The organism is Gemmobacter nectariphilus DSM 15620, from assembly GCF_000429765.1.
Classification (GTDB): domain Bacteria; phylum Pseudomonadota; class Alphaproteobacteria; order Rhodobacterales; family Rhodobacteraceae; genus Wagnerdoeblera; species Wagnerdoeblera nectariphila.
This window is the reverse complement of the sequence record NZ_AUCM01000003.1, coordinates 538,117-557,989: the sequence shown is the minus strand read 5'-3', so window position 1 is coordinate 557,989 and position 19,873 is coordinate 538,117. Positions and strand designations below refer to the sequence as shown.

The following is a 19,873-nucleotide window of genomic DNA, read 5'->3' as shown; positions in this document are numbered from 1 at the left end:
GCTTTCGCGCCCATGACCGCACAGGAACGCAAACCCCCGCCCGGACCGCCCAAGGATGCCTATACGCTGATCCTCGAGGCGATCGACCGCGGCATCTATCGGCCCGGTGACCGGCTGGTCGAATCGGAACTTGCCGACCGTTTCGGCGTGTCGCGCACCCCGGTGCGCGAGGCGTTGCAACGGCTGGAGACCCAGTCAATGCTGGCCCGCGACGGGCGCAGCCTGATCGTCGCCTCGCTCGACCACAACCAGCTCGCCGAACTTTATGTCGTGCGCGCCGAACTGGAGGGGCTGGCGGCCCGCCTGGCCGCCCAGCACGCCAGCGCCGAGGAAATTCGCGTGCTGCGCGCCATGGTCGAGGAAGACCGCCGCCTTCTGGGCGATCCCGGCGCGCTGGCGCGGGCGAACCGGCGGTTCCACAAGCAGATCCATCTGGCCTCGCACAACCGCTATCTGGTGCAACAGCTGGATCTGGTGCACCGGTCCATGGCGCTGCTGGCCTCGACCTCGCTGGCGGCCGAAGGGCGCGATGCGGCGGCGCTGGCCGAACATGAGGCGATCATCAAGGCGATTGCCGCCCGCGATGGCGATGCGGCTTATGATGCGCTGCGCACCCATATCTCGCGCGCCTTCGAGACGCGCCTGAAGATCGACGCAGGCGAGGTGCGCATGCGCGGCGGCAAGGACGACTGAGCGGGCAAGGCGGCCAGTCGCATGTCCTGCGCCAGGGTCCGGCTGATCCGGCTGGCGGCGGTCTCGAACGGGGCCATGTCGCGGGCCTCAACGGCCGGATGCGCCGCGCGGAAGGGCGAGCGGTTCACGGCGATCGCCGGCGGCGCAGGGTCGGCCCCGTCGGATTTTGCCGCCGCATCGCCGGCCGCATGGTCGAAATGCCCGTGGCTGGTCTTGGCCCAGTAGAACGGGTTGCGAAATGCCTCCCACAGGGCGCGCCATCCGGCGATGGCCCCAAGCGGGTGATAAAAGTGCAGCAGCGGCGCGATCGGCCATAGCCCCCGGTGCCGGGTGCGCGACAGGCCGACAATGCCGGTCGCCATGACCAATCCTTCGGACAGCAGGAACAGCCCGGCCAGCGCCCAGATGCCGCCCGGCGGCAACAGGGCCTGCACCGGATGCGGCAGGCCCGCCAGCACCGCCCAGAAGGTCCACATCAGCGGCGCCAGCAGAACCTGGCTTTGGGCGCCCAGAAAGACGACCTGATAGCCCAGAAACCCGCGCCATCCCAGATCGCGCCACAGCCCGAGCGGATCGCGCATGTGGATGGCCCAGGTCAGGATATGCCCCTTGATCCAGCGCGAGCGTTGCTTGACCCAAGGCTTGACGCGGCAGTTCGCTTCCTCGTGCGTGGTGGTGGGCAGCATTTCGGTGCGCAGACCATGGCGGGCCAGGCGCACGCCCAGATCGGCATCCTCGGTGACGTTGTGGGCATCCCAGGCGCCCACCCGTTCAAGCGCGTCGCGCCGCATGAACAGCGTGGTCCCGCCCAGCGGCATCGGCAGGCGCAGATGTTCCAAAGCTGGCATCACCACCCGGAACCAGCTGGCATATTCGGCGGTGAACAGCCGGGCCAGAAGGTTGGTGCGCGGGTTGTAGTAGTCCAGGCAGCCCTGAAGGCAGGCCACCTCGGGCCCGCGTTCGGCGAATCGCTGCACCACCTTGCGCAGCTGGTCCGGGTCTGGGGCGTCTTCGGCATCATAGATGCCGATGAGGCTGCCACGGCAAAAATCCAGCGCATAGTTCATCGCCCGCGGCTTGGTCGTGATCGGCCCGTCCGGCACGGTGACCACCCGCATCCAGCCCGGCAGGCGACACCCCGCCAGTGCGGCGCGGGTTTCGGTATCCTTGGCCTCGAGCACGATCAGAACGTCCAGCAGCGCGCGCGGATAATTCAGCCGGCCCAGTCGTTGCAGCAGGCGCGGGGCGATGCCCGGCTCGCCATAGAGCGGGACAAGGATCGAGATGACTGGCAGACGCAAGGGCTGGGCCGCCGGCGGATCGGCAGGGGCACCCCCTCGCCGCAGCGCCAGCAGCAAGGCGGTGGCCCGCAGCACTGTGGTGGCACCAAGCGCCAGCACCAGCCAGCCCAGCACCAGCGAAAGCACCATCAGCGGCGCCAGCGCGATCAGCCCGCCCATCAGCCCGATCCCCAGTGCCAGCCGCCAGCCGCCCAGCCCGCGCCAGCCGCGCACGCTGATCGGCTCTGGCACCCGCTCCTCGGCCAACAGGCGCAGGTGCAGCCCGCAAGCGTCGGATATCGCTTGCTGGATCGCCTGCAACGGCGCATGGGACAGGCGAACCGGGCCAAGCGCCGCTGTCACCTCGGCCGCGTGGCGGGGCCATTCGGCCGGGCGGGCCAGGGCGATCAGCACCTCGCCCCCGCTGCGGCGCAGTGGCAGCACCCCAAGCGCAAGGCAGCGGCGCGGCCCCAGCCGATCGATCAGCCGGGGATCAGGCGGGTTTGCGACAGGATCGGTTAGCGGCAGGCCCGCCAGCCGGGCGGTCGCGCGCGCCAGATCAGCTGCAGACACCAGCCCCTCGCCCAGCAGTGCATCGGCCAGCGGCAGGTTCAGATCAATGGCGATGTCCTGCCCGCGGCGCAGATCGGACGGGCGCAGCGCACGCATGGCCAGCAGCAGATCGGCCAGACGGCTGTCGCCGTCCAGACGATCCGGCACGATCCGGCGTTCGGCAATGAACTGCGTGGGCTGTAGCTGCATCTGCCTCTCCTGACCCGCATAGGTTGCAGGGTCAGGGTTAACAGGCGGTTAATGCAGCCCGCGCGCGATCAGGCGGCCCGGCGATCCCGCATCGCAGCCGCGAAACGCTCGAACAGGTAATAGCTGTCCTGCGGGCCGGGGCTGGCCTCGGGGTGATATTGCACCGAAAACACCGGCTTGCCATCCACCGCGATGCCGCAGTTCGACCCGTCGAACAGCGAGACATGGGTTTCGCTGACGCCAGCAGGCAGGGTCTGGCTGTCAACGGTGAAGCCATGGTTCATGCTGGTGATCTCGACCTTGCCGGTGGTCAGATCCTTGACCGGATGGTTCGCGCCATGATGGCCGTGGTTCATCTTGACCGTGCGCGCCCCAAGCGCCAGCGCCAGCATCTGATGCCCGAGACAGATGCCGAACACCGGCACATCGGCTGCCAGCACGCCCTGGATCATCGGCACGGCATAGTCGCCGGTCGCCGCCGGATCGCCAGGGCCGTTCGACAGGAACACCCCCTCGGGGTTCAGCGCCAGCACGTCTTCGGCGGTGGCGGTTGCGGGAAGCACCGTCACGTCGCACCCGGCCGAGGCCAGACACCGCAGGATGTTGCGCTTGGCACCATAGTCGATGGCAACCACCCGCAGGCCCGGACCTTCACGGCGGGCATAGCCGCCCGGCCAGGCCCACCGCATTTCATCCCAGCGGTAGGACTGGGCGCAGGTCACATCCTTGGCCAGATCAAGGCCGACCAGACCTTTCCAGGCCCGGGCCTTGGCGACCAGCGCCTCGATGTCGAAGTTCCCGTCCGGATCGTGGGCCAGCGCAACATGCGGCGCGCCCTGCTGGCGGATCGCCCGGGTCAGGCGGCGCGTGTCGATCCCGCCGATCCCGATACGGCCCTTGCTTTCCATCCAGTCGCGCAGATCGCCGGCGGCGCGCCAGTTCGACGGCTCGGTCGGATCCCATTTGACCACCATGCCGGCGGCCACGGGCTCGGTCGTCTCGTCATCCTCGGGGGTGACGCCGACATTGCCGACATGCGGGAAGGTGAAGGTCACCACTTGCCCGGCATAGGACGGGTCGGTCATGATTTCCTGATAGCCGGTCATGGCGGTGTTGAACACCAGCTCGGCCACGGTTTCGCCTGCGGCGCCAAACCCTTGTCCGAAGAACAGCGTTCCATCGGCCAGCGCAAGGCAGGCAGTCGGGCGGGGGGCAGCGTTTGGCATGGGCGACTCCGGCATAAACGGGCGCAAACTAGGCGCGGGCGGGTTCGGGGTCAACCCCCAATGCCAAATGCGTTGTTGTTTGAAAACAATGGGTTGCGCGGACGGGCGCGGGTTGCCGGCTTGGACGCGTCGGGTTATGCTGCGCACGCAAATCCAAGGAGAGCCCCGATGAGCCTGCGCGAGCGCCTGACGACAGCCCTGAAAGAGGCCATGAAGGCGCGCGAAGCCGACCGCACCTCGACGCTGCGCCTGATCAACGCCGCCATCAAGGACCGCGACATCGCCGCGCGCACCGAAGGCGGTGCAGACGGCGTGACGGATGCCGACATCATGGCGATCCTTGGCAAGATGGTCAAACAGCGCCAGGAAAGCGCCCGCGTCTACGAAGAAGGCGGGCGGCTGGAACTGACGGAAAAGGAACTGGCCGAGATCAAGGTGATCGAGGAATTCCTGCCGCGCCAGCTGGCAGGCGACGAGATCGGCGCCGCAATCGACGCCGCCATTGCCGAGGCGGGTGCAGGCAGCATTCGCGACATGGGGCGCGTGATGGCGGCGCTGAAGGCAAAATACACCGGCCAGATGGATTTCGGCGCCGTTGGTCCCATGGTCAAGGACCGGCTGGGCTGATCGGGCCGCAGCGCGTTCAGCTTGTGGATGGTCAAGCTGACCGTCGCTGACGGGCGCGGCTAGGGCCCATATGCGCCCAAAAGGCCCGTGGTGGCCGGCTCATATGGCAATCGCGCCCCAATGGGCTCACCTTGACCCTGCGCTGATAGATGAAAGACGGGCCGGGAAGCTTTCTCCCGGCCCGTCTTTCGACTTGATCCAAATATCCTGGGGGAGGCGCGGCACGCACCGTGGGGGCAAGGCCCCCATCCGCAGGGGCCCCCCGGTGCCGGCACAAAGGCCCTCAGGCCTCGGACGCCAGCTGGCCCTTGGCCTCGATCAGCAGCGCGTCCAGCTTCATGCGGATATCCTGCGCGCTGGCCTTGCCGTCCAGATCGGCGGCCACCTTGCGCACCACATCCTCGTCGCCGGCTTCCTGCAGATCCGACTTCACCACTTCGGCCGCATAAGCCTCGGCCTCGGCGCCGGTCTTGCCCAGAAGGCTGGCGGCCCACAGACCCAGCAGCTTGTTGCGCCGCGCGGTGGCACGGAACTGCATTTCGGCATCATGGGCATATTTCGATTCGAAGGCGCGCTCGCGGTCGTCGAAGGTGGTCATGGGAATCCCCTATGGCTGATCCTTGCGGTTACGTCCCATATGCCCGCCATGCGCCAGCGCCGCAAGAGGCGCGCGCTTGCGGCATCGCGTCATCTGCACTAATACGCAGGCAAAAGGGCGCGCGGCGCCCGGGAACCGAGGTCCGATGGCACGGCGCAAGAAAGTCTACGAAGGCAAGGCGAAGATCCTGTACGAGGGGCCGGAACCTGGCACCCTCATCCAGTATTTCAAGGACGACGCTGCCACCCAGGCCACGCACAAGGCGGGGCCTGCGGATGGGCGCGGCGTTCTGAACAACCGTCTGTCGGAATTCTTCATGTCCGGGCTGAATGCCATCGGGGTGCCGACGCATTTCATCCGCCGGCTGAACATGCGCGAGCAGCTGATCCGCATGGTCGAGATCATTCCGCTGATCGTCACGGTGCGCAATTTCGCCGCAGGCGATCTGTCGAACCGGCTTGGCATTCCCGAAGGCACGCCGCTGCCGCGCCCGATCGTGGAATTCTACTTCAAGGATGACAAGCTGGGGAACCCGCTGGTCACCGAGGAACATGTGATCGCCTTTGGCTGGGCCAGCCAGCAGGATCTGGATGACATGGTCGCCCTGGCGCTGCGGGTGAACGACTTCCTGTCGGGCGCCATGCTGGGCGCCGGCATCCGGCTTGCCGATTTCCACATCGAGGTGGGCCGGATCTGGGAAGGCGATTACATGCGCCTGATCGTCGCCGACGAGATCAGCCCCGACAGCTGCCGTCTGTGGGATCTGCGCGCCGCCGAAACGCCCGACCGCGATGGCCAGACCCGCGAGCCGGGTCCGCTGGCCGATGTCTATACCGAACTTGCGCGGCGGCTCGGGGTTCTCCCGTCCAACGTCACGCACACCACCAAGCCCACGCTCATCAACTGAAAGGCCTGTCCCATGGCGCTGAAGGCAACCGTTCATGTCATGCTGAAGGATGGCGTTCTGGACCCGCAGGGCGAGGCGGTGCGCCACGCGCTTGGCTCGCTGGGTTTTGGCGGCGTGCAGGCCGTGCGCCAGGGCAAGGTGATCGAGCTGGATCTGGAGGCGACCGACAAGGCCGCGGCCGAGGCCGAAGTGCGCGCGATGTGCGAAAAGCTGCTGGCCAATACGGTGATCGAGAAGTTCACGGTCACGGTGGCCTGACCGGCGCCCGGCCGCAGTCACGAGAGTGCCATGGGGGCAGGCGTGCCCCTTGGCTGAGACCCGGCTCTCGACTTGTCCGGGCCGAGCCTGCCCTGCGGACCGCCGGATATGGCAAGGCCCGGCAGGGCGGGGTTCACCCGGCCAATCCGCGTGCTTCCTTACCGGCGATCCCAGGTCATCCCTGCAAGGCGCGGATCGTCAAAGGCATCGCGCGCGAATTCCAGCCCCAGCCGGGGATAGTCCCGCAGCGCCTGCGCGCCGAAACGGCCGATGCGGATGCGCCAGGTCTGCCGCTCGGTCGGCGCGGTGCTGCGAAAGGCACGGCAGGTCAAGACCGCCAGATTGGCCCCCCGCGCCGGATCGCGGACCGAGGCATAGCGCAAGATCTCGGCCCCCGCCTCGCGCGCGGTGTCGGCCAGGGTCTGGCAGGCGGCATAGTCCGTCACATGGGTCCAATGCTCTGCATCCCGCGCCAGCGCGCCCGAGGTCAGATCCAGCGCCGCCCCGCTGCCCAGTTCGGCGGCAAAGGCGGTATATTCGGCAGCATCGTCGGGGAAGGGTGTTCCGGGGCTCTCGGCGTAGAACAGAAAGCGATAGAACACCATTTCCGCCGCCGCCGTCTCGGGCCGTTCGGCGCCATACCAGACCCCGGGCGTCAGCCCGGCGCGGCGAAAGCGCGAGCCATGCGGATAGGGGCGATAGCGGAAGGGCGTCGCCAGCAGATAATCCAGATGCCGGCAATCCGCGGGCACCGGGGGCTTGGTGGCTTCCAGGATATCCTCGAGCGTCTCCTGCTCGGACAGGGTATCGACCAGCTTGAGCGTTGACACGCGGTGCTGAGCCTCGACCAGGCGCCAGGCGGGGCCAGCAAGCGCGATCAGTTCAAAGCGGAGCGCGTCGGGCGTCCAGATAGGTGACGACATCGACAAGACCCTGAACGCTAAGGATACGATCAGCCGGGCAGGCGCCCAGCACGGAATTGGGCGCGGTCAGCCAGGCGCGGGCCACCCGCTCATCCCCGCCTGTGATCGCATCGAGCGAGCGGAACGCGCGCACCAGCAAGGCTGCAAGCTCGAAGGGTTTCGACTGTTCCGACAGCGCCGCCTCGCCACTGCGAAAGCGCGAGATCTGCGCCTCGGAGACGCCCAGAACCTCGGCCAGACGGCGCCCCGAGATGTCCAGCCGCTCGGCCGCGCGGATCGCGGCCTTGGTCAGGATCGCGCCGCGATCAGGCACGGTCGCATGGGTCTGAAGGTTCAGCATGGCAATCCCCCTTTCCTGTGGAAATATAGGCAGGAAAGATTGCTGTGGAAAGGGGTCAGTCGCGCAAACGCGGCGGCGCGCAGCCATCAAAGTTGACGCACAGCAGGTTGACCTCGGGCGCTGAAATCATCCGGGCCATGCAGGCGCAAAAGGCATCCTGCGGGGCGCCTTCGAAATGGCGGCAATCGTGACAGGTGCCGAAACTGGGCGCCTCGCGCCGGCGGGCAAGTTCGGCGACCAGCAGCGGCATGGCCTCGGCCAGCGCGTCATACAGCTTCGGGGGCAGGGCGGCCACCGTGGCCGTCAGATCGCGCAACGGATCATGCGCAAGCAGGGCGCGGCCGCCTTCGGTCAGATCATAGCACACCTTGCGGCCATCGCGCTGCAGCGCGCCGCGACAGATCAGCCCCTTGGTCTCCAGCGCCTTCAGCGTTTGCGTCGCGGTGCCGCGCGTGGTGGCATGGAAGCTGGCAAAGGCCGAGGGCGTGCGGCTGGAGGTATTGGCGCGGGACAGAAAGCGCAGCGCCGTCCACTGGGCAGGCGTCAACTGGGCATCCTGATCCTCGGCCCGCGCGGCGCGGCCAAGGTGGATCAGAAGTTCGGCGATTTCGTCGGCGGTTGTCATGGCAAGATCATAGCGTTTCGAAACTTGTTTGACAATCCGCCCCGGAGTGATAGTTTCGATTCGAAATCATCAGCGGTGATGCCATGAACAAGCCCTTTCGTCCCCCCCAGCGCCGCCGCGGCACCGCCTTCAGTGCCGAGTTCCTTGACGCCAAGACCGAGGCCGATCTGGCCCGCGCCTGGCGCGAGAAGGGCGATGAAAAGGCGCGTGACCGGCTGGTTCTGGCGCATCGGGCCCTGGCCTGGTCGGCGGCGGCGCGGATCACGCGGGGCGGGCGCCCGGACGAGGATCTGATCCAGCAGGCCAATCTGGGGCTGCTCAAGGCGGCTGACAGATTTGACCCCGACATGGGCTTTCGCTTTTCCACCTATGCCACATGGTGGGTGCGGGCGGAAATTCAGGACTATACCTATGGCGACTGGTCGCTGATCCGGCTGCCGGGCTCGTCGTCCTTGCGCCGGGTGTTCTTTGGCCTGCGCAAGGCCGAGGCGGAGCTGAAGGCCGAAGGCGTCGCGCCCGAGGAACTGGATGCCGCGATCGGTGCGCGCTTCAATGTCGAGGCTGACAAGGTTGCCCTGATCCGCGAACGACTGGCCGGGCGCGACATGTCGCTGAACCAGCCGCTTTCGGCCGGCGAGGACGCCGGGGCCGACTGGCAGGACATGCTGGCCGACCCCGACCCGCAAGCCGATGCCGAGATCAAGGTCGGCGCCGCCCGCGCGCAAGAGCGGCTGGCCGCGCTGGTGGCCGAACATCTGGCCCGGCTGCCGGCGCGGGACCGGCAGATCATCGAAGGGTCGGTGATGGAAGACGATCACCGCACACTTGCCGATCTGGGCGACGAGTTCCGCATCTCGCGCGAGCGGGTGCGCCAGCTGCGCGAGCGGGCATTGGTCAACCTGCGCAAGGCATTGGCCGAGGATCCGGCCGCACGCGATCTGTTGGCCGAGGAAGGCGTGACGGTCTAGCCAGCCGGGCCATCTTGCGCGCCCGAGCAGCAGTGACAGGTCTGGCCCGGCATGTTTCCCGACAGAGGAAATGACATCGGCGTCCCGCGAGGGGCGCCGTTTTCCGTCAGCGCAGCGATGTGCTGATCGTTCCGGTGTCAAGCACCTTGTTGTCGCGGATCAATGTCACCTCGGCGGTATAGGGGCCGGGGGGCCAGCCATTTGGCGGCGTGCGGCGGCCGGAATAGCGAAAGCTGCGCGCCTGATCCTTGTCCAGCAGGACCGTTTCCTCGACAACGCTTCCCTGGGGCCCGGTCAGGCGCATGATCAGCCGGTCGCCCACCGAGGGGCCCATCAGCACGGCCCAGACCAGCAAGGCCGGGCCATTGGTCGCAAGCGTGTCAGGGGTCGCAAGGCCGGCCAGTGCGGCGTCAAAATCCGGGGGCGAGGCAGCCATGCCAATGCCGGTGATTGCGGCGGGCAGATAGGCCAGCGGCTTGGCCCACAGGCTGGGGCCGGGTGCCGGATCGCAGCTATCGGTGCCCGAGGGGTGGAACGGGTCGATCTTTTGCCCGTTCTTGCGCACCGACAGGTGGACATGGGGAAATTCGGTATGGCCCGACAGACCGATCCGCCCGATCGGCTGGCCTGCGGTGACCTGCGCGCCTGTGGTCACCTGGATCGAGCCTTTGGCCATATGGCACAGTTGCGTCACCCAGCCGCCGCCATGGTCGATGGCAACCCCATTGCCGCAATCGCGCCCGTTCAACGGCGGGGCGCCAGGGGCATTGAAGGCGATGTCGGGCATGCCGTCGCGCGTGCCCAGAACCTTGCCATCGGCCGGGGCCAGAACGTCAACGCCGGCCTGCATCGCAGCCAGTGTGGGCAGGGCGAAATCGGTGCCATCGTGACCATCATAGCTAAGGTGCCCGCAGGCGAAATCGCGCCGTCCGGGGCCGGGGTCGGTGTCAAAATAGTTCTGGATGAAGCAGGTGTCCCCCAGTGTGCAATCCACCGGGGGAACCATGGCGAATTCGGCCTGCGCCGCGCTGGCGGCAAGCAGCAGGGCTGCCGCCAGCGCACGCATCAGTCGGCCGTCAGCAGCGGCGGCTTTGCCCCTGCGATCCGGGGCTTTTGCGGCTCTTCGATCTGAAGGTCGATTTGACCGTCCTTGACCGCGACCCGCACCGTGCCACCCTTGGTCAGCCTGCCGAACAGCAGTTCTTCGGCCAGCGGCTTCTTGATGTGTTCCTGGATCACCCGGCCCAGCGGACGTGCGCCCATCTTTTCGTCATAGCCTTTCTCGCCCAGCCAGTCGGCGGCCTCTTCCGTCAGCTCGATATGCACGCCTCGGTCGATCAGCTGTGCTTCTAGCTGCATGACGAACTTTTCGACCACCTTGTGAATGGTGCTGCGCTGCAACGGGGCAAAGCTGATCACCGCATCCAGACGGTTGCGGAATTCCGGCGTGAACGTCCGCTCGATCGCTGCCGTATCCTCGCCCGTGCGGGTCGAGCGGCCAAAGCCGATGGCAGTCTTGGCCAGTTCCGAGGCGCCGGCGTTCGAGGTCATGATCAGGATCACGTTGCGGAAATCCACCTGCCGGCCGTTGTGGTCGGTCAGCTTGCCGTGGTCCATCACCTGCAACAGGATGTTGTAGACATCCGGATGCGCCTTTTCGATCTCGTCCAGCAGCAGCACGCAATGCGGGTGCTGATCGACGCCATCGGTCAAAAGACCGCCCTGGTCAAAGCCGACATAGCCCGGAGGCGCGCCGATCAGCCGCGAGACTGCGTGTTTCTCCATGTATTCCGACATGTCGAAGCGCAGGAGTTCCACCCCCAGCGTTGCGGCAAGCTGTTTTGCCACCTCGGTTTTGCCGACGCCGGTGGGGCCTGCGAACAGGTAGTTGCCGATCGGCTTTTCGGGCTCGCGCAGGCCGGCGCGGGCCAGCTTGATCGCCGAGGACAGCGCCTCGATCGCATTGTCCTGACCAAAGACCATGCGTTTCAGCGTTGCCTCGAGATCGCGCAGCACCTCGGCATCGCCTTTGGAGACGGTCTTCGGGGGGATGCGGGCGATTTTCGCCACCACCGCCTCGATTTCCTTGGGACCGATGGTCTTGCGCCGCTTGCTCTCGCTCAGAAGGTGCTGGGCGGCGCCGGCCTCGTCGATGACGTCGATGGCCTTGTCGGGCAGCTTGCGGTCATGGATGTAACGGGCCGACAGTTCCACCGCGAGACGGATCGCGTCCTTGGTGTAGTTCAGGCCGTGGTGTTCCTCGAAATGGGGTTTCAGGCCCATCAGGATTTTCACCGAATCCTCGACCGTGGGTTCGTTCACGTCGATCTTCTGGAACCGGCGCGACAGCGCGCGGTCCTTTTCGAAATGCTGACGGAATTCCTTGTAGGTCGTGCTTCCCATGCAGCGCAGCTTGCCGCCCTGCAACGCGGGCTTGAGCAGGTTCGAGGCATCCATCGCCCCGCCAGACGTGGCGCCGGCGCCGATCACCGTATGGATCTCGTCGATGAACAGGATCGCGTCGGGGTGGTCTTCCAGTTCCTTGACCACGGCTTTCAGCCGTTCCTCGAAATCGCCGCGATAGCGGGTGCCGGCCAGCAGCGCCCCCATGTCCAGGCTGTAGATCGTGGCACCGGACAGGATGTCCGGCGTCTCGCCCCGGGTGATCTTGAGCGCGAGCCCTTCGGCAATGGCGGTCTTGCCCACGCCAGGATCGCCCACCAGCAACGGGTTGTTCTTGCGCCGGCGGCACAGCACCTGAATGCAGCGCTCGACCTCGGATTCGCGGCCGATCAGCGGGTCGACATCGCCCTTGCGCGCCTTGACGTTGAGGTCGACGCAATATTTCGACAGGGCCGATTCCTTGGCCTCGCCCGCTTCGGCCTTGGGGGTTTCCTGATGTTCCTCGGCCCCTTGCACCGGGCGGGGTTCGCCATAGGCCGGGTTCTTGGCAACGCCATGCGCGATGAAGTTCACCGCATCATAGCGCGTCATGTCCTGTTCTTGCAGGAAATAGGCGGCATTCGATTCGCGTTCCGCAAAGATCGCGACCAGCACATTGGCCCCGGTCACTTCGCTGCGGCCCGAGGATTGCACATGGATCGCCGCGCGCTGGATCACGCGCTGGAAGGCGGCGGTCGGCACGGCCTCGGACCCTTCGACATCGGTGATCAGGTTCGACAGATCCTCGTCGATGAAATCGACCAGCGTCTTGCGCAGGGCGTCAAGATCGACGGAACAGGCCTTCATCACCCGCGCGGCGTCGGGTTCGTCAATCAGGGCCAGAAGAAGATGTTCCAGGGTCGCAAGTTCGTGGCGGCGGGCGTTGGCCTGCGCCAGGGCACCATGGATGGCTTGCTCGAGCGTGGATGTGAACGACGGCACTTCGGTGCTCCTTGTCCTGCGGGCGGGCCCTTGGGCTTACCCTCGCCTCATAAGATTAAACTTCGGTTTTCTCGGGCACTCTTCAAGGCCTATTTCGGGCCGCCTGCGCTTTCTTCCGGCAAAAGCCGAAAAAGTGATCGGTTTGACCGGGCAGGGGCTCAGAACCTGTCCTTGCGGGCACGGATTTCGGCGAAAACTTCGGCATCAGCGGCCTGTGTCAGACCAAGCAATGCCTTGATTTCGGGCTGTGAGGCACGCAGGAACGGGTTGGTCGCCAGTTCCTCGGCCAAGGTGGAAGGGACGGTCGGATGACCGGCACTGCGGGCGGCGCGCACGGCCTGGGCGCGCTCCATCAATCTGGGATTACCAGGCTCGATCGTCAAGGCAAAGCGGGCATTGGCTTCGGTATATTCGTGGCCCGAACAGATCAGCGTGTCGGGCGGCAGGGTGGCCAGACGCGACAGGCTGGCCCACATCATCGGGGCCGTGCCTTCAAAGAGACGCCCGCAGCCAAGCGCCATCAGGCTGTCGCCGGTGAAGGCATGGCCGGGAAAGGCAAAGGCAACATGGCCGACGGTATGGCCGGATACGTCAATGACCGTGCCCTCTTGTGCGCCGATCCTCACCCGATCACCCGGCTGGAGCGCATGATCGAGCGGCGGCAGGCGGTGGGCATCGGCAGCGGCCCCCGTCACCCTGGCGCCGGTGGCGGCGACCAGGTCGGCGACGCCGTCGATATGATCGGGGTGATGATGGGTCAGCAAGATGTCGGTCAGTTTCCAGCCGCGATCGCGCAGGGCGGCCAGAATCGGCGCGGCCTCGGGCACATCGACGCAGGCGATGGCGCCGGTTTCGGGATCGCGCGCCAGAAAGGCATAATTGTCGCGCAGGCAGGGAATGGTGACGAGTTCGAGCGGCATGGCGTTTTTCCCTGTCGTGGCTATGGTGGGTCCAGCATCCCTTGGGAGGGCCGGCAACGCAATGCATCTCGACGTGCTCGACCTGCGCAATTTCTATTATCGCACCCGGCTGGGCCGGGCCGCGCAAAAGGCGATCCGCGATCAAGTCGTCGCGCTGTGGCCGCCGCGCGCGGGCGAGACGGTGGTGGGCTTTGGCTTTGCCGTGCCCTTGCTGCGCCCCTATCTGGCCGATGCGCGCCGGGTGATCGGGTTGATGCCGGGGCCGCAAGGGGTGATGCCATGGCCGGCCGGCATGCCCAATGTCAGCGTCCTGTGCGAAGAGGTGCTGTGGCCGCTGCCCAACGAAAGCGTCGATCGCCTGATCCTGATGCACGGGCTGGAGACATCGGACAACCCCACCGCGGTGCTGGAGGAATGCGCGCGGGTTCTGGCGCCCGAAGGGCGGCTTCTGGTGGTCGTGCCGAACCGGGCGGGCCTGTGGTCGCGCGGCGACGGCACGCCCTTTGGCTTCGGGCGGCCCTATTCGTCGGGTCAGCTGGAAAGCCAGCTCAAGCGCAACGGGTTTCTGCCCGAGCGCACGCTGTCGGCGCTGTATCTGCCCCCGAACAGCGGGCGGTTCTGGCTGCGCACTGCCGAATTCTGGGAACGCAACATGGGCCGGCTGATGCCCTGGCGCGCGGGCGGGGTGATCATGGTCGAGGCGAGCCGCCAGCTGTGGTCGCCGCGCAAGGGCGGGCTGGGGGCCGTGGTGCGTGCGCCGCTGCGAGTGCTGGAAGGTGCCGGACGCCCGGTGGCCGAGCCGGGAACGGCGCGCGGGCGGGCAGGCGGGTAGGGGGGCCAGCCCCCCTCTTGGCCGTGCCGGCCAATTCACCCCCCGGGATATTTTCGGACAGATGAAAGAGCGGGGGAAGGCGCCAGATTCGCCCCGCCCCGGGGCGCCTGCCACGGGCTGCACCGGGCAAAGGCGCGGGGGGCAAAAATGGCGGGCCGAACGGCGCCCGGGGGCCCATGGATCGCGCGCATTCAAATGTTTGCGACGAACATGGCAGCGATCCGATGCCTTCGCGGTTGCGGCACATAAAGTCCTCTGCTAGACGCAACCCGAATTTGAGACGCAGGCCACGGGTCTGCGCCACGGGTGGACCTTGACCGGGCGTTCGGCAGTCACGCCGCGCGCTCGCAAGGCAAGAAACAACGGAAGGGCTGACGTGTCCGAACCAGCTTCGATTTCCCAGGGCATCGCGGCGCGTTATGCGCAGGCATTGTTCGACCTGAGCAAGGAAGCCAAGGCGCTGAAAGCGCTCGAGGCCGACACGGATGCGCTGGATGCCGCCCTGAAAGCCAGTGCGGATCTGCGCGACATGATCGCCTCGCCCGTGCTGACGCGCGACGATCAGGCCCGCGCCATCGCTGCGGTCGCCGCCAAGATGAAACTGTCTGATCTGGCCGCGAACACGCTGGCGCTGATGGCCTCCAAGCGCCGACTGTTCGTGCTGCCCCAGCTGGTGGCCGATCTGCGCGCCCGCATCGCCGAGGAAAAGGGCGAAGTGACCGCCGAGGTCGCTTCGGCCGTGGAACTGACCGCCGAACAGGCGAAGGCGCTGGCGGAAACGCTGAAGGCCTCGGTCGGCAAGACCGTGAAACTGAACACGACCGTCGATGAGTCGCTCATCGGTGGTCTCGTCGTCAAGGTGGGCTCGAAGATGATCGATACCTCGATCCGCTCGAAGCTCGCATCCCTGCAGAATGCCATGAAAGAGGTTGGGTGATGGGAATCCAGGCTGCTGAGATCTCTGCGATCCTCAAGGAGCAGATCAAGAACTTCGGCAAGGATGCCGAAGTGGCCGAAGTCGGCCGCGTGCTGTCGGTCGGCGACGGGATTGCCCGCGTCTACGGCCTCGACAACGTGCAGGCCGGCGAAATGGTGGAATTCCCCGGCGGCATCCGCGGCATGGTGCTGAACCTCGAGACCGACAACGTCGGTATCGTGATCTTCGGTGACGACCGCGACATCAAGGAAGGCGATGTCGTCAAGCGCACCAAGGCCATCGTGGACGTGCCCGCGGGCGAGGCGCTGCTGGGCCGCGTTGTCGACGGTCTGGGCAACCCGATCGACGGCAAGGGTCCGATCGCCGCGACCGAGCGCCGTGTGGCCGACGTCAAGGCCCCGGGCATCATTCCCCGGAAATCGGTGCACGAGCCGATGGCGACCGGCATCAAGGCCATCGACGCCATGATCCCGATCGGCCGCGGCCAGCGCGAGCTGATCATCGGTGACCGGCAGACCGGCAAGACCGCCGTGGCGCTGGACACCATTCTGAACCAGAAGTCCTACAACGAGGCGGCTGGCGACGACGAATCGAAGAAGCTGTACTGCATCTACGTCGCCGTCGGCCAGAAGCGTTCGACCGTGGCCCAGCTGGTGAAGAAGCTGGAAGAAACCGGTGCGCTGGCCTACACGATCGTCGTGGCCGCGACTGCCTCGGACCCGGCGCCGCTGCAATATCTGGCGCCCTATTCGGCGACCGCCATGGCGGAATTCTTCCGCGACAACGGCCGCCATGCGCTGATCATCTATGATGATCTGTCGAAACAGGCCGTGTCCTACCGTCAGATGTCGCTGCTGCTGCGCCGTCCGCCGGGGCGTGAAGCCTATCCGGGCGACGTGTTCTATCTGCACTCGCGCCTGCTGGAACGTTCGGCCAAGCTGAACGACGATTTCGGCGCCGGCTCGCTGACCGCCCTGCCGGTTATCGAAACCCAGGCGGGTGACGTGTCGGCCTATATCCCGACCAACGTGATCTCGATCACCGACGGCCAGATCTTCCTGGAAACCGAACTGTTCTACCAGGGCATCCGTCCGGCCGTGAACACCGGTCTGTCGGTGTCGCGCGTGGGCTCGTCGGCTCAGACCAACTCGATGAAGACCGTGGCTGGCCCGGTGAAACTGTCGCTCGCCCAGTACCGCGAGATGGCGGCCTTTGCCCAGTTCGGTTCGGACCTCGACGCCTCGACCCAGGCGCTGCTGAACCGTGGCGCCCGTCTGACCGAGCTGATGAAGCAGCCGCAGTATTCGCCGCTGACCAACGCGGAAATCGTGGCCGTGATCTATGCGGGCACCGCTGGCTTCCTCGACAAGGTTGCCGTGAAGGACGTGGGCCGTTTCGAAGCTGGTCTGCTCAACTTCCTGCGCACCAAGCGCAAGGACATCCTGGACTGGATCACCAACAGCGATCCCAAGATCAAGGGTGCCGATGAGCAGAAGCTGAAAGACGCGATCACCGAGTTCGCCCGCGACTTCGCCTGACCCGGCCTGAAAGGATAGGGACATGCCCAGCCTTAAGGACCTTAAGAACCGTATCGGAAGCGTGAAGAACACGCGGAAGATCACGAAGGCGATGCAGATGGTTGCTGCCGCGAAACTGCGCCGGGCGCAGGACGCGGCAGAGGCCGCCCGCCCCTATGCCGAACGCATGACCGCCGTGATGGCCGGTCTTGCGGCCTCGGTTGGCGGCTCGGAAGGCGCACCGCGCCTTCTGGCCGGGACGGGTTCCGACCAGGTCCACCTGCTGGTGGTCATGACGGCGGAACGCGGCCTGTGCGGCGGCTTCAACTCGACGATCGTGCGGCTTGCCCGCGCCCATGCCCAACGCCTGCTGCATGCTGGCAAGACGGTGAAGATCCTCACCGTGGGCAAGAAGGGGCGCGAGCAGCTCAAGCGCGACATGTCGGCGTATTTCGTCGGCCATGTCGACCTGAGCGAAGTGAAAAAGCTTGGCTATGCCGATGCCCATGGCATCGCGCAGAACGTGCTGGATCGCTTCGACGCTGGCGAGTTCGACGTTGCCACCATCTTCTTCAACCGCTTCCAATCGGTGATCAGCCAGATTCCGACCGCGCAGCAGATCATTCCGGCCAAGTTCGAATCCGGGGCGCAGACCAATGCGCTTTACGATTACGAACCCACGGAAGAGGCGATCCTTGCCGACCTGCTGCCGCGCGGCGTTGCCACGCAGATCTTCACGGCTCTGCTGGAAAACGGCGCCTCGGAACAGGGTGCGCGGATGTCCGCCATGGACAACGCGACGCGCAACGCGGGTGACATGATCAACAAGCTGACGATCCAGTACAACCGGAGCCGTCAGGCCGCGATCACCAAGGAACTCATCGAAATCATCTCGGGCGCCGAGGCGCTCTGACGACCTGAACGGAGATAGACAATGGCTAAAGCGAAGGCTAACGGCAAGGTGACCCAGGTCATCGGCGCCGTCGTCGACGTGCAGTTCGATGGCGCTCTGCCCGCGATTCTGAACGCGCTGGAAACCGAAAACAACGGCAAGAAGCTGGTGCTTGAAGTCGCCCAGCACCTTGGCGAAAACACCGTCCGCACCATCGCCATGGACGCGACCGAGGGCCTCGTGCGCGGCGCCCCGGTGGCTGATACCGGCGCGCCGATCTCGGTGCCGGTGGGCGACGCGACCCTGGGCCGCATCCTGAACGTCATCGGCGAGCCGGTGGACGAAAAGGGCCCGGTCGAAGCGACCGAAACCCGCGCCATCCACCAGAAGGCCCCGGATTTCGCGTCGCAGTCGACGGAATCGCAGGTTCTGGTGACCGGCATCAAGGTCATCGACCTGCTGGCCCCCTATGCCAAGGGCGGCAAGATCGGCCTCTTCGGCGGCGCCGGCGTGGGCAAGACGGTTCTGATCATGGAACTGATCAACAATATCGCGAAAGTGCACTCGGGCTACTCGGTGTTCGCGGGCGTTGGCGAGCGGACCCGTGAAGGGAACGACCTCTACCACGAGATGATCGAGTCGGGCGTTATCAAGGTTGACGACCTCTCGGCCTCGAAAGTGGCGCTGGTCTATGGCCAGATGAACGAGCCTCCGGGGGCGCGTGCCCGCGTGGCGCTGACCGGCCTGACGCTGGCCGAACAGTTCCGCGACCAGTCGGGCACGGACGTGCTGTTCTTCGTGGACAACATCTTCCGCTTCACCCAGGCAGGTTCCGAAGTGTCGGCTCTGCTGGGCCGTATTCCTTCGGCCGTGGGCTATCAGCCGACGCTGGCGACCGACATGGGCGCGCTGCAGGAACGCATCACCTCGACCAAGAACGGCTCGATCACCTCGGTGCAGGCGATCTACGTTCCGGCCGACGACCTTACCGACCCGGCGCCGGCGACCTCGTTCGCCCACCTCGACGCCACCACGGTTCTGTCGCGTGCGATCTCGGAACTCGGCATCTATCCGGCCGTGGACCCGCTCGACTCGACCTCGCGTCTGCTGGACCCGGCGGTCATCGGCGAAGAGCACTACAACGTCGCCCGTCAGGTGCAGGGGATCCTTCAGCGCTACAAGTCGCTGCAGGACATCATCGCCATCCTTGGCATGGACGAACTGAGCGAAGAGGACAAGCTGACCGTGGCCCGCGCCCGGAAGATCCAGCGCTTCCTGTCGCAGCCGTTCGACGTGGCGAAAGTGTTCACCGGCTCGGACGGTGTGCAGGTTCCGCTGGAGAAAACCATCGCCTCGTTCAAGGCGGTTGTGAACGGCGAATATGACCACCTGCCGGAAGCCGCCTTCTACATGGTCGGCGACATCGACGAGGTGATCGCCAAAGCCGAGAAGCTGGCCGCCGCGGCCTGAGGAGAGTAGCCCATGGCCAACACGGTGCAATTCGACCTTGTGTCGCCGGAACGGAAGCTTGCTTCCGTCGCCGCGTCCGAGGTGCAGATCCCCGGCGCCGAAGGCGACCTGACGGCGATGGAGGGGCACACCCCCACCATCACCACGCTGCGGCCCGGCGTGCTGAAGGCGGTTTCCGCCAGCGGCACCCAGGCCTATGCGGTGACCGGCGGCTTTGCCGAGATCACGGCCTCGTCGGTGTCGGTGCTGGCCGAGCAGGCGATCCCGCTGGCCGAGGCAACCGCCCCGGTGCTGGATGCGCTGATCGCCGACGCGCAAAAGCGTGCGGCAAGCGCAACCGACCGGGCCACGGCCGACAAGTTCGTGGCTGACATGGTCGCGCTGAAGGCTGCTGTCGGCGCCTGATCGGACAAGACATTGCGAAAGCCCCTGTGCCAGTCGTGGCGCGGGGGCTTTTGCATGGGGCCGATGCGTCTGGCGGCTGCGAAGGACGGGGGGCCTTGCCCCCCGGGTCGCGTGCCGCGACCTCCCCCCAGGGTATTTGTCGAAAGATGAAGAGGGCGGGCCGAGCGAGGCGGTTTCGCGCCGCGCGCCAAAGGGTGGCAAAGATGTCGCCGCAGTGCGGGCAAGCTGGGCAGTCTGCCTGATTTCGCTACGCTTTGCAGCTCCAGATCGGGCGGAATGAAGGGCATATTGGGCAGATCGCCAATCCAG

20 protein-coding genes are annotated in these 19,873 nt (G+C 66.1%); 11 read left to right on the top strand and 9 right to left on the bottom strand.

The annotated features are described in order from the left end of the window. Positions 1 to 12: 12 nt before the first annotated feature. A complete protein-coding gene (locus G481_RS0102655; RefSeq protein ID WP_051294253.1) occupies positions 13 to 693 on the top strand; it encodes a GntR family transcriptional regulator in 681 nt (226 codons plus the stop codon). On the opposite strand, the gene G481_RS22660 is transcribed toward G481_RS0102655, so the two are convergent. Continuing rightward, on the bottom strand, positions 597 to 2,735 hold the full coding sequence (locus G481_RS22660; protein WP_084450594.1) for a glycosyltransferase: 2,139 nt from the start codon (positions 2,733 to 2,735) through the stop codon (positions 597 to 599). The two genes, G481_RS0102655 and G481_RS22660, sit on opposite strands and share 97 nt — an antisense overlap. A 68-nt stretch (positions 2,736 to 2,803) precedes the next feature. Then, complete coding sequence (carA, locus tag G481_RS0102645; RefSeq protein ID WP_028028622.1) at positions 2,804 to 3,961, bottom strand: glutamine-hydrolyzing carbamoyl-phosphate synthase small subunit; 1,158 nt, start codon at positions 3,959 to 3,961, stop codon at positions 2,804 to 2,806. A gap of 168 nt (positions 3,962 to 4,129) precedes the next feature. Here carA and G481_RS0102640 point away from each other — a divergent pair, with 168 nt between their 5' ends. Then, positions 4,130 to 4,588 carry a GatB/YqeY domain-containing protein gene (locus tag G481_RS0102640; protein ID WP_028028621.1) on the top strand — a complete coding sequence of 153 codons (459 nt, stop codon included), beginning with the start codon at positions 4,130 to 4,132 and terminating at the stop codon, positions 4,586 to 4,588. Between the two features lie 283 nt (positions 4,589 to 4,871). Here G481_RS0102640 and G481_RS0102635 read toward each other — a convergent pair whose 3' ends face one another. Next, positions 4,872 to 5,186 (bottom strand): DUF1476 domain-containing protein, encoded by a 315-nt coding sequence (locus G481_RS0102635; RefSeq protein WP_028028620.1) that lies wholly within the window; start codon positions 5,184 to 5,186, stop codon positions 4,872 to 4,874. 145 nt (positions 5,187 to 5,331) lie between these two features. Between G481_RS0102635 and G481_RS0102630 the strand changes: the two genes are divergently transcribed. Further along, positions 5,332 to 6,093, top strand: coding sequence for a phosphoribosylaminoimidazolesuccinocarboxamide synthase (locus tag G481_RS0102630; RefSeq protein ID WP_028028619.1), 762 nt, complete (start codon positions 5,332 to 5,334; stop codon positions 6,091 to 6,093). A gap of 18 nt (positions 6,094 to 6,111) precedes the next feature. Next, positions 6,112 to 6,351 carry a phosphoribosylformylglycinamidine synthase subunit PurS gene (purS, locus tag G481_RS0102625; protein WP_028028618.1) on the top strand — a complete coding sequence of 80 codons (240 nt, stop codon included), beginning with the start codon at positions 6,112 to 6,114 and terminating at the stop codon, positions 6,349 to 6,351. Between the two features lie 158 nt (positions 6,352 to 6,509). On the opposite strand, the gene G481_RS0102620 is transcribed toward purS, so the two are convergent. Genes G481_RS0102620 through G481_RS0102610 form a run of 3 tightly spaced genes read right to left on the bottom strand, consistent with a single transcriptional unit; the run spans position 6,510 to position 8,239 of the window. Next, positions 6,510 to 7,274 (bottom strand): RES family NAD+ phosphorylase, encoded by a 765-nt coding sequence (locus tag G481_RS0102620; protein WP_028028617.1) that lies wholly within the window; start codon positions 7,272 to 7,274, stop codon positions 6,510 to 6,512. Continuing rightward, a complete protein-coding gene (locus G481_RS0102615; protein WP_028028616.1) occupies positions 7,234 to 7,614 on the bottom strand; it encodes an antitoxin Xre/MbcA/ParS toxin-binding domain-containing protein in 381 nt (126 codons plus the stop codon). Before G481_RS0102615 ends, G481_RS0102620 begins: the two co-directional genes overlap by 41 nt. 55 nt (positions 7,615 to 7,669) lie before the next feature. After that, the gene (locus tag G481_RS0102610) at positions 7,670 to 8,239 is read right to left on the bottom strand and encodes a MarR family transcriptional regulator (protein ID WP_028028615.1); all 570 of its coding nucleotides are present in this window, start codon (positions 8,237 to 8,239) and stop codon (positions 7,670 to 7,672) included. Between the two features lie 83 nt (positions 8,240 to 8,322). On the opposite strand from G481_RS0102610, the gene G481_RS22655 reads away from it, so the two are divergent. Then, positions 8,323 to 9,207, top strand: a complete 885-nt coding sequence (locus tag G481_RS22655) for a sigma-70 family RNA polymerase sigma factor (RefSeq protein WP_051294252.1) — start codon at positions 8,323 to 8,325, stop codon at positions 9,205 to 9,207. A 106-nt stretch (positions 9,208 to 9,313) separates the two neighbouring features. On the opposite strand, the gene G481_RS0102600 is transcribed toward G481_RS22655, so the two are convergent. The 3 genes from G481_RS0102600 to gloB all read right to left on the bottom strand — a co-directional run bounded on the left by G481_RS0102600 (position 9,314) and on the right by gloB (position 13,511). After that, positions 9,314 to 10,273 carry a M23 family metallopeptidase gene (locus G481_RS0102600; protein WP_028028614.1) on the bottom strand — a complete coding sequence of 320 codons (960 nt, stop codon included), beginning with the start codon at positions 10,271 to 10,273 and terminating at the stop codon, positions 9,314 to 9,316. Beyond that, positions 10,273 to 12,591, bottom strand: coding sequence for an ATP-dependent Clp protease ATP-binding subunit ClpA (gene clpA / locus G481_RS0102595; protein WP_028028613.1), 2,319 nt, complete (start codon positions 12,589 to 12,591; stop codon positions 10,273 to 10,275). The genes G481_RS0102600 and clpA overlap by 1 nt, the downstream gene beginning before the upstream one ends. A 158-nt stretch (positions 12,592 to 12,749) precedes the next feature. After that, positions 12,750 to 13,511, bottom strand: a complete 762-nt coding sequence (gloB, locus tag G481_RS0102590) for a hydroxyacylglutathione hydrolase (protein ID WP_028028612.1) — start codon at positions 13,509 to 13,511, stop codon at positions 12,750 to 12,752. 61 nt (positions 13,512 to 13,572) lie between these two features. Between gloB and G481_RS0102585 the strand changes: the two genes are divergently transcribed. The 6 genes from G481_RS0102585 to G481_RS0102560 all read left to right on the top strand — a co-directional run bounded on the left by G481_RS0102585 (position 13,573) and on the right by G481_RS0102560 (position 19,564). Then, positions 13,573 to 14,343, top strand: a complete 771-nt coding sequence (locus G481_RS0102585; protein ID WP_028028611.1) for a class I SAM-dependent methyltransferase — start codon at positions 13,573 to 13,575, stop codon at positions 14,341 to 14,343. A gap of 376 nt (positions 14,344 to 14,719) precedes the next feature. Continuing rightward, complete coding sequence (locus G481_RS0102580) at positions 14,720 to 15,280, top strand: F0F1 ATP synthase subunit delta (RefSeq protein WP_028028610.1); 561 nt, start codon at positions 14,720 to 14,722, stop codon at positions 15,278 to 15,280. Then, complete coding sequence (gene atpA, locus G481_RS0102575) at positions 15,280 to 16,818, top strand: F0F1 ATP synthase subunit alpha (RefSeq protein WP_028028609.1); 1,539 nt, start codon at positions 15,280 to 15,282, stop codon at positions 16,816 to 16,818. Before G481_RS0102580 ends, atpA begins: the two co-directional genes overlap by 1 nt. A 22-nt stretch (positions 16,819 to 16,840) precedes the next feature. Beyond that, on the top strand, positions 16,841 to 17,710 hold the full coding sequence (locus G481_RS0102570; RefSeq protein WP_028028608.1) for a F0F1 ATP synthase subunit gamma: 870 nt from the start codon (positions 16,841 to 16,843) through the stop codon (positions 17,708 to 17,710). 21 nt (positions 17,711 to 17,731) lie between these two features. Further along, positions 17,732 to 19,159 carry a F0F1 ATP synthase subunit beta gene (gene atpD / locus G481_RS0102565; protein WP_028028607.1) on the top strand — a complete coding sequence of 476 codons (1,428 nt, stop codon included), beginning with the start codon at positions 17,732 to 17,734 and terminating at the stop codon, positions 19,157 to 19,159. Positions 19,160 to 19,171: 12 nt separating this feature from the next. After that, positions 19,172 to 19,564 carry a F0F1 ATP synthase subunit epsilon gene (locus tag G481_RS0102560; protein ID WP_028028606.1) on the top strand — a complete coding sequence of 131 codons (393 nt, stop codon included), beginning with the start codon at positions 19,172 to 19,174 and terminating at the stop codon, positions 19,562 to 19,564. The last annotated feature ends 309 nt before the right edge of the window (positions 19,565 to 19,873 follow it).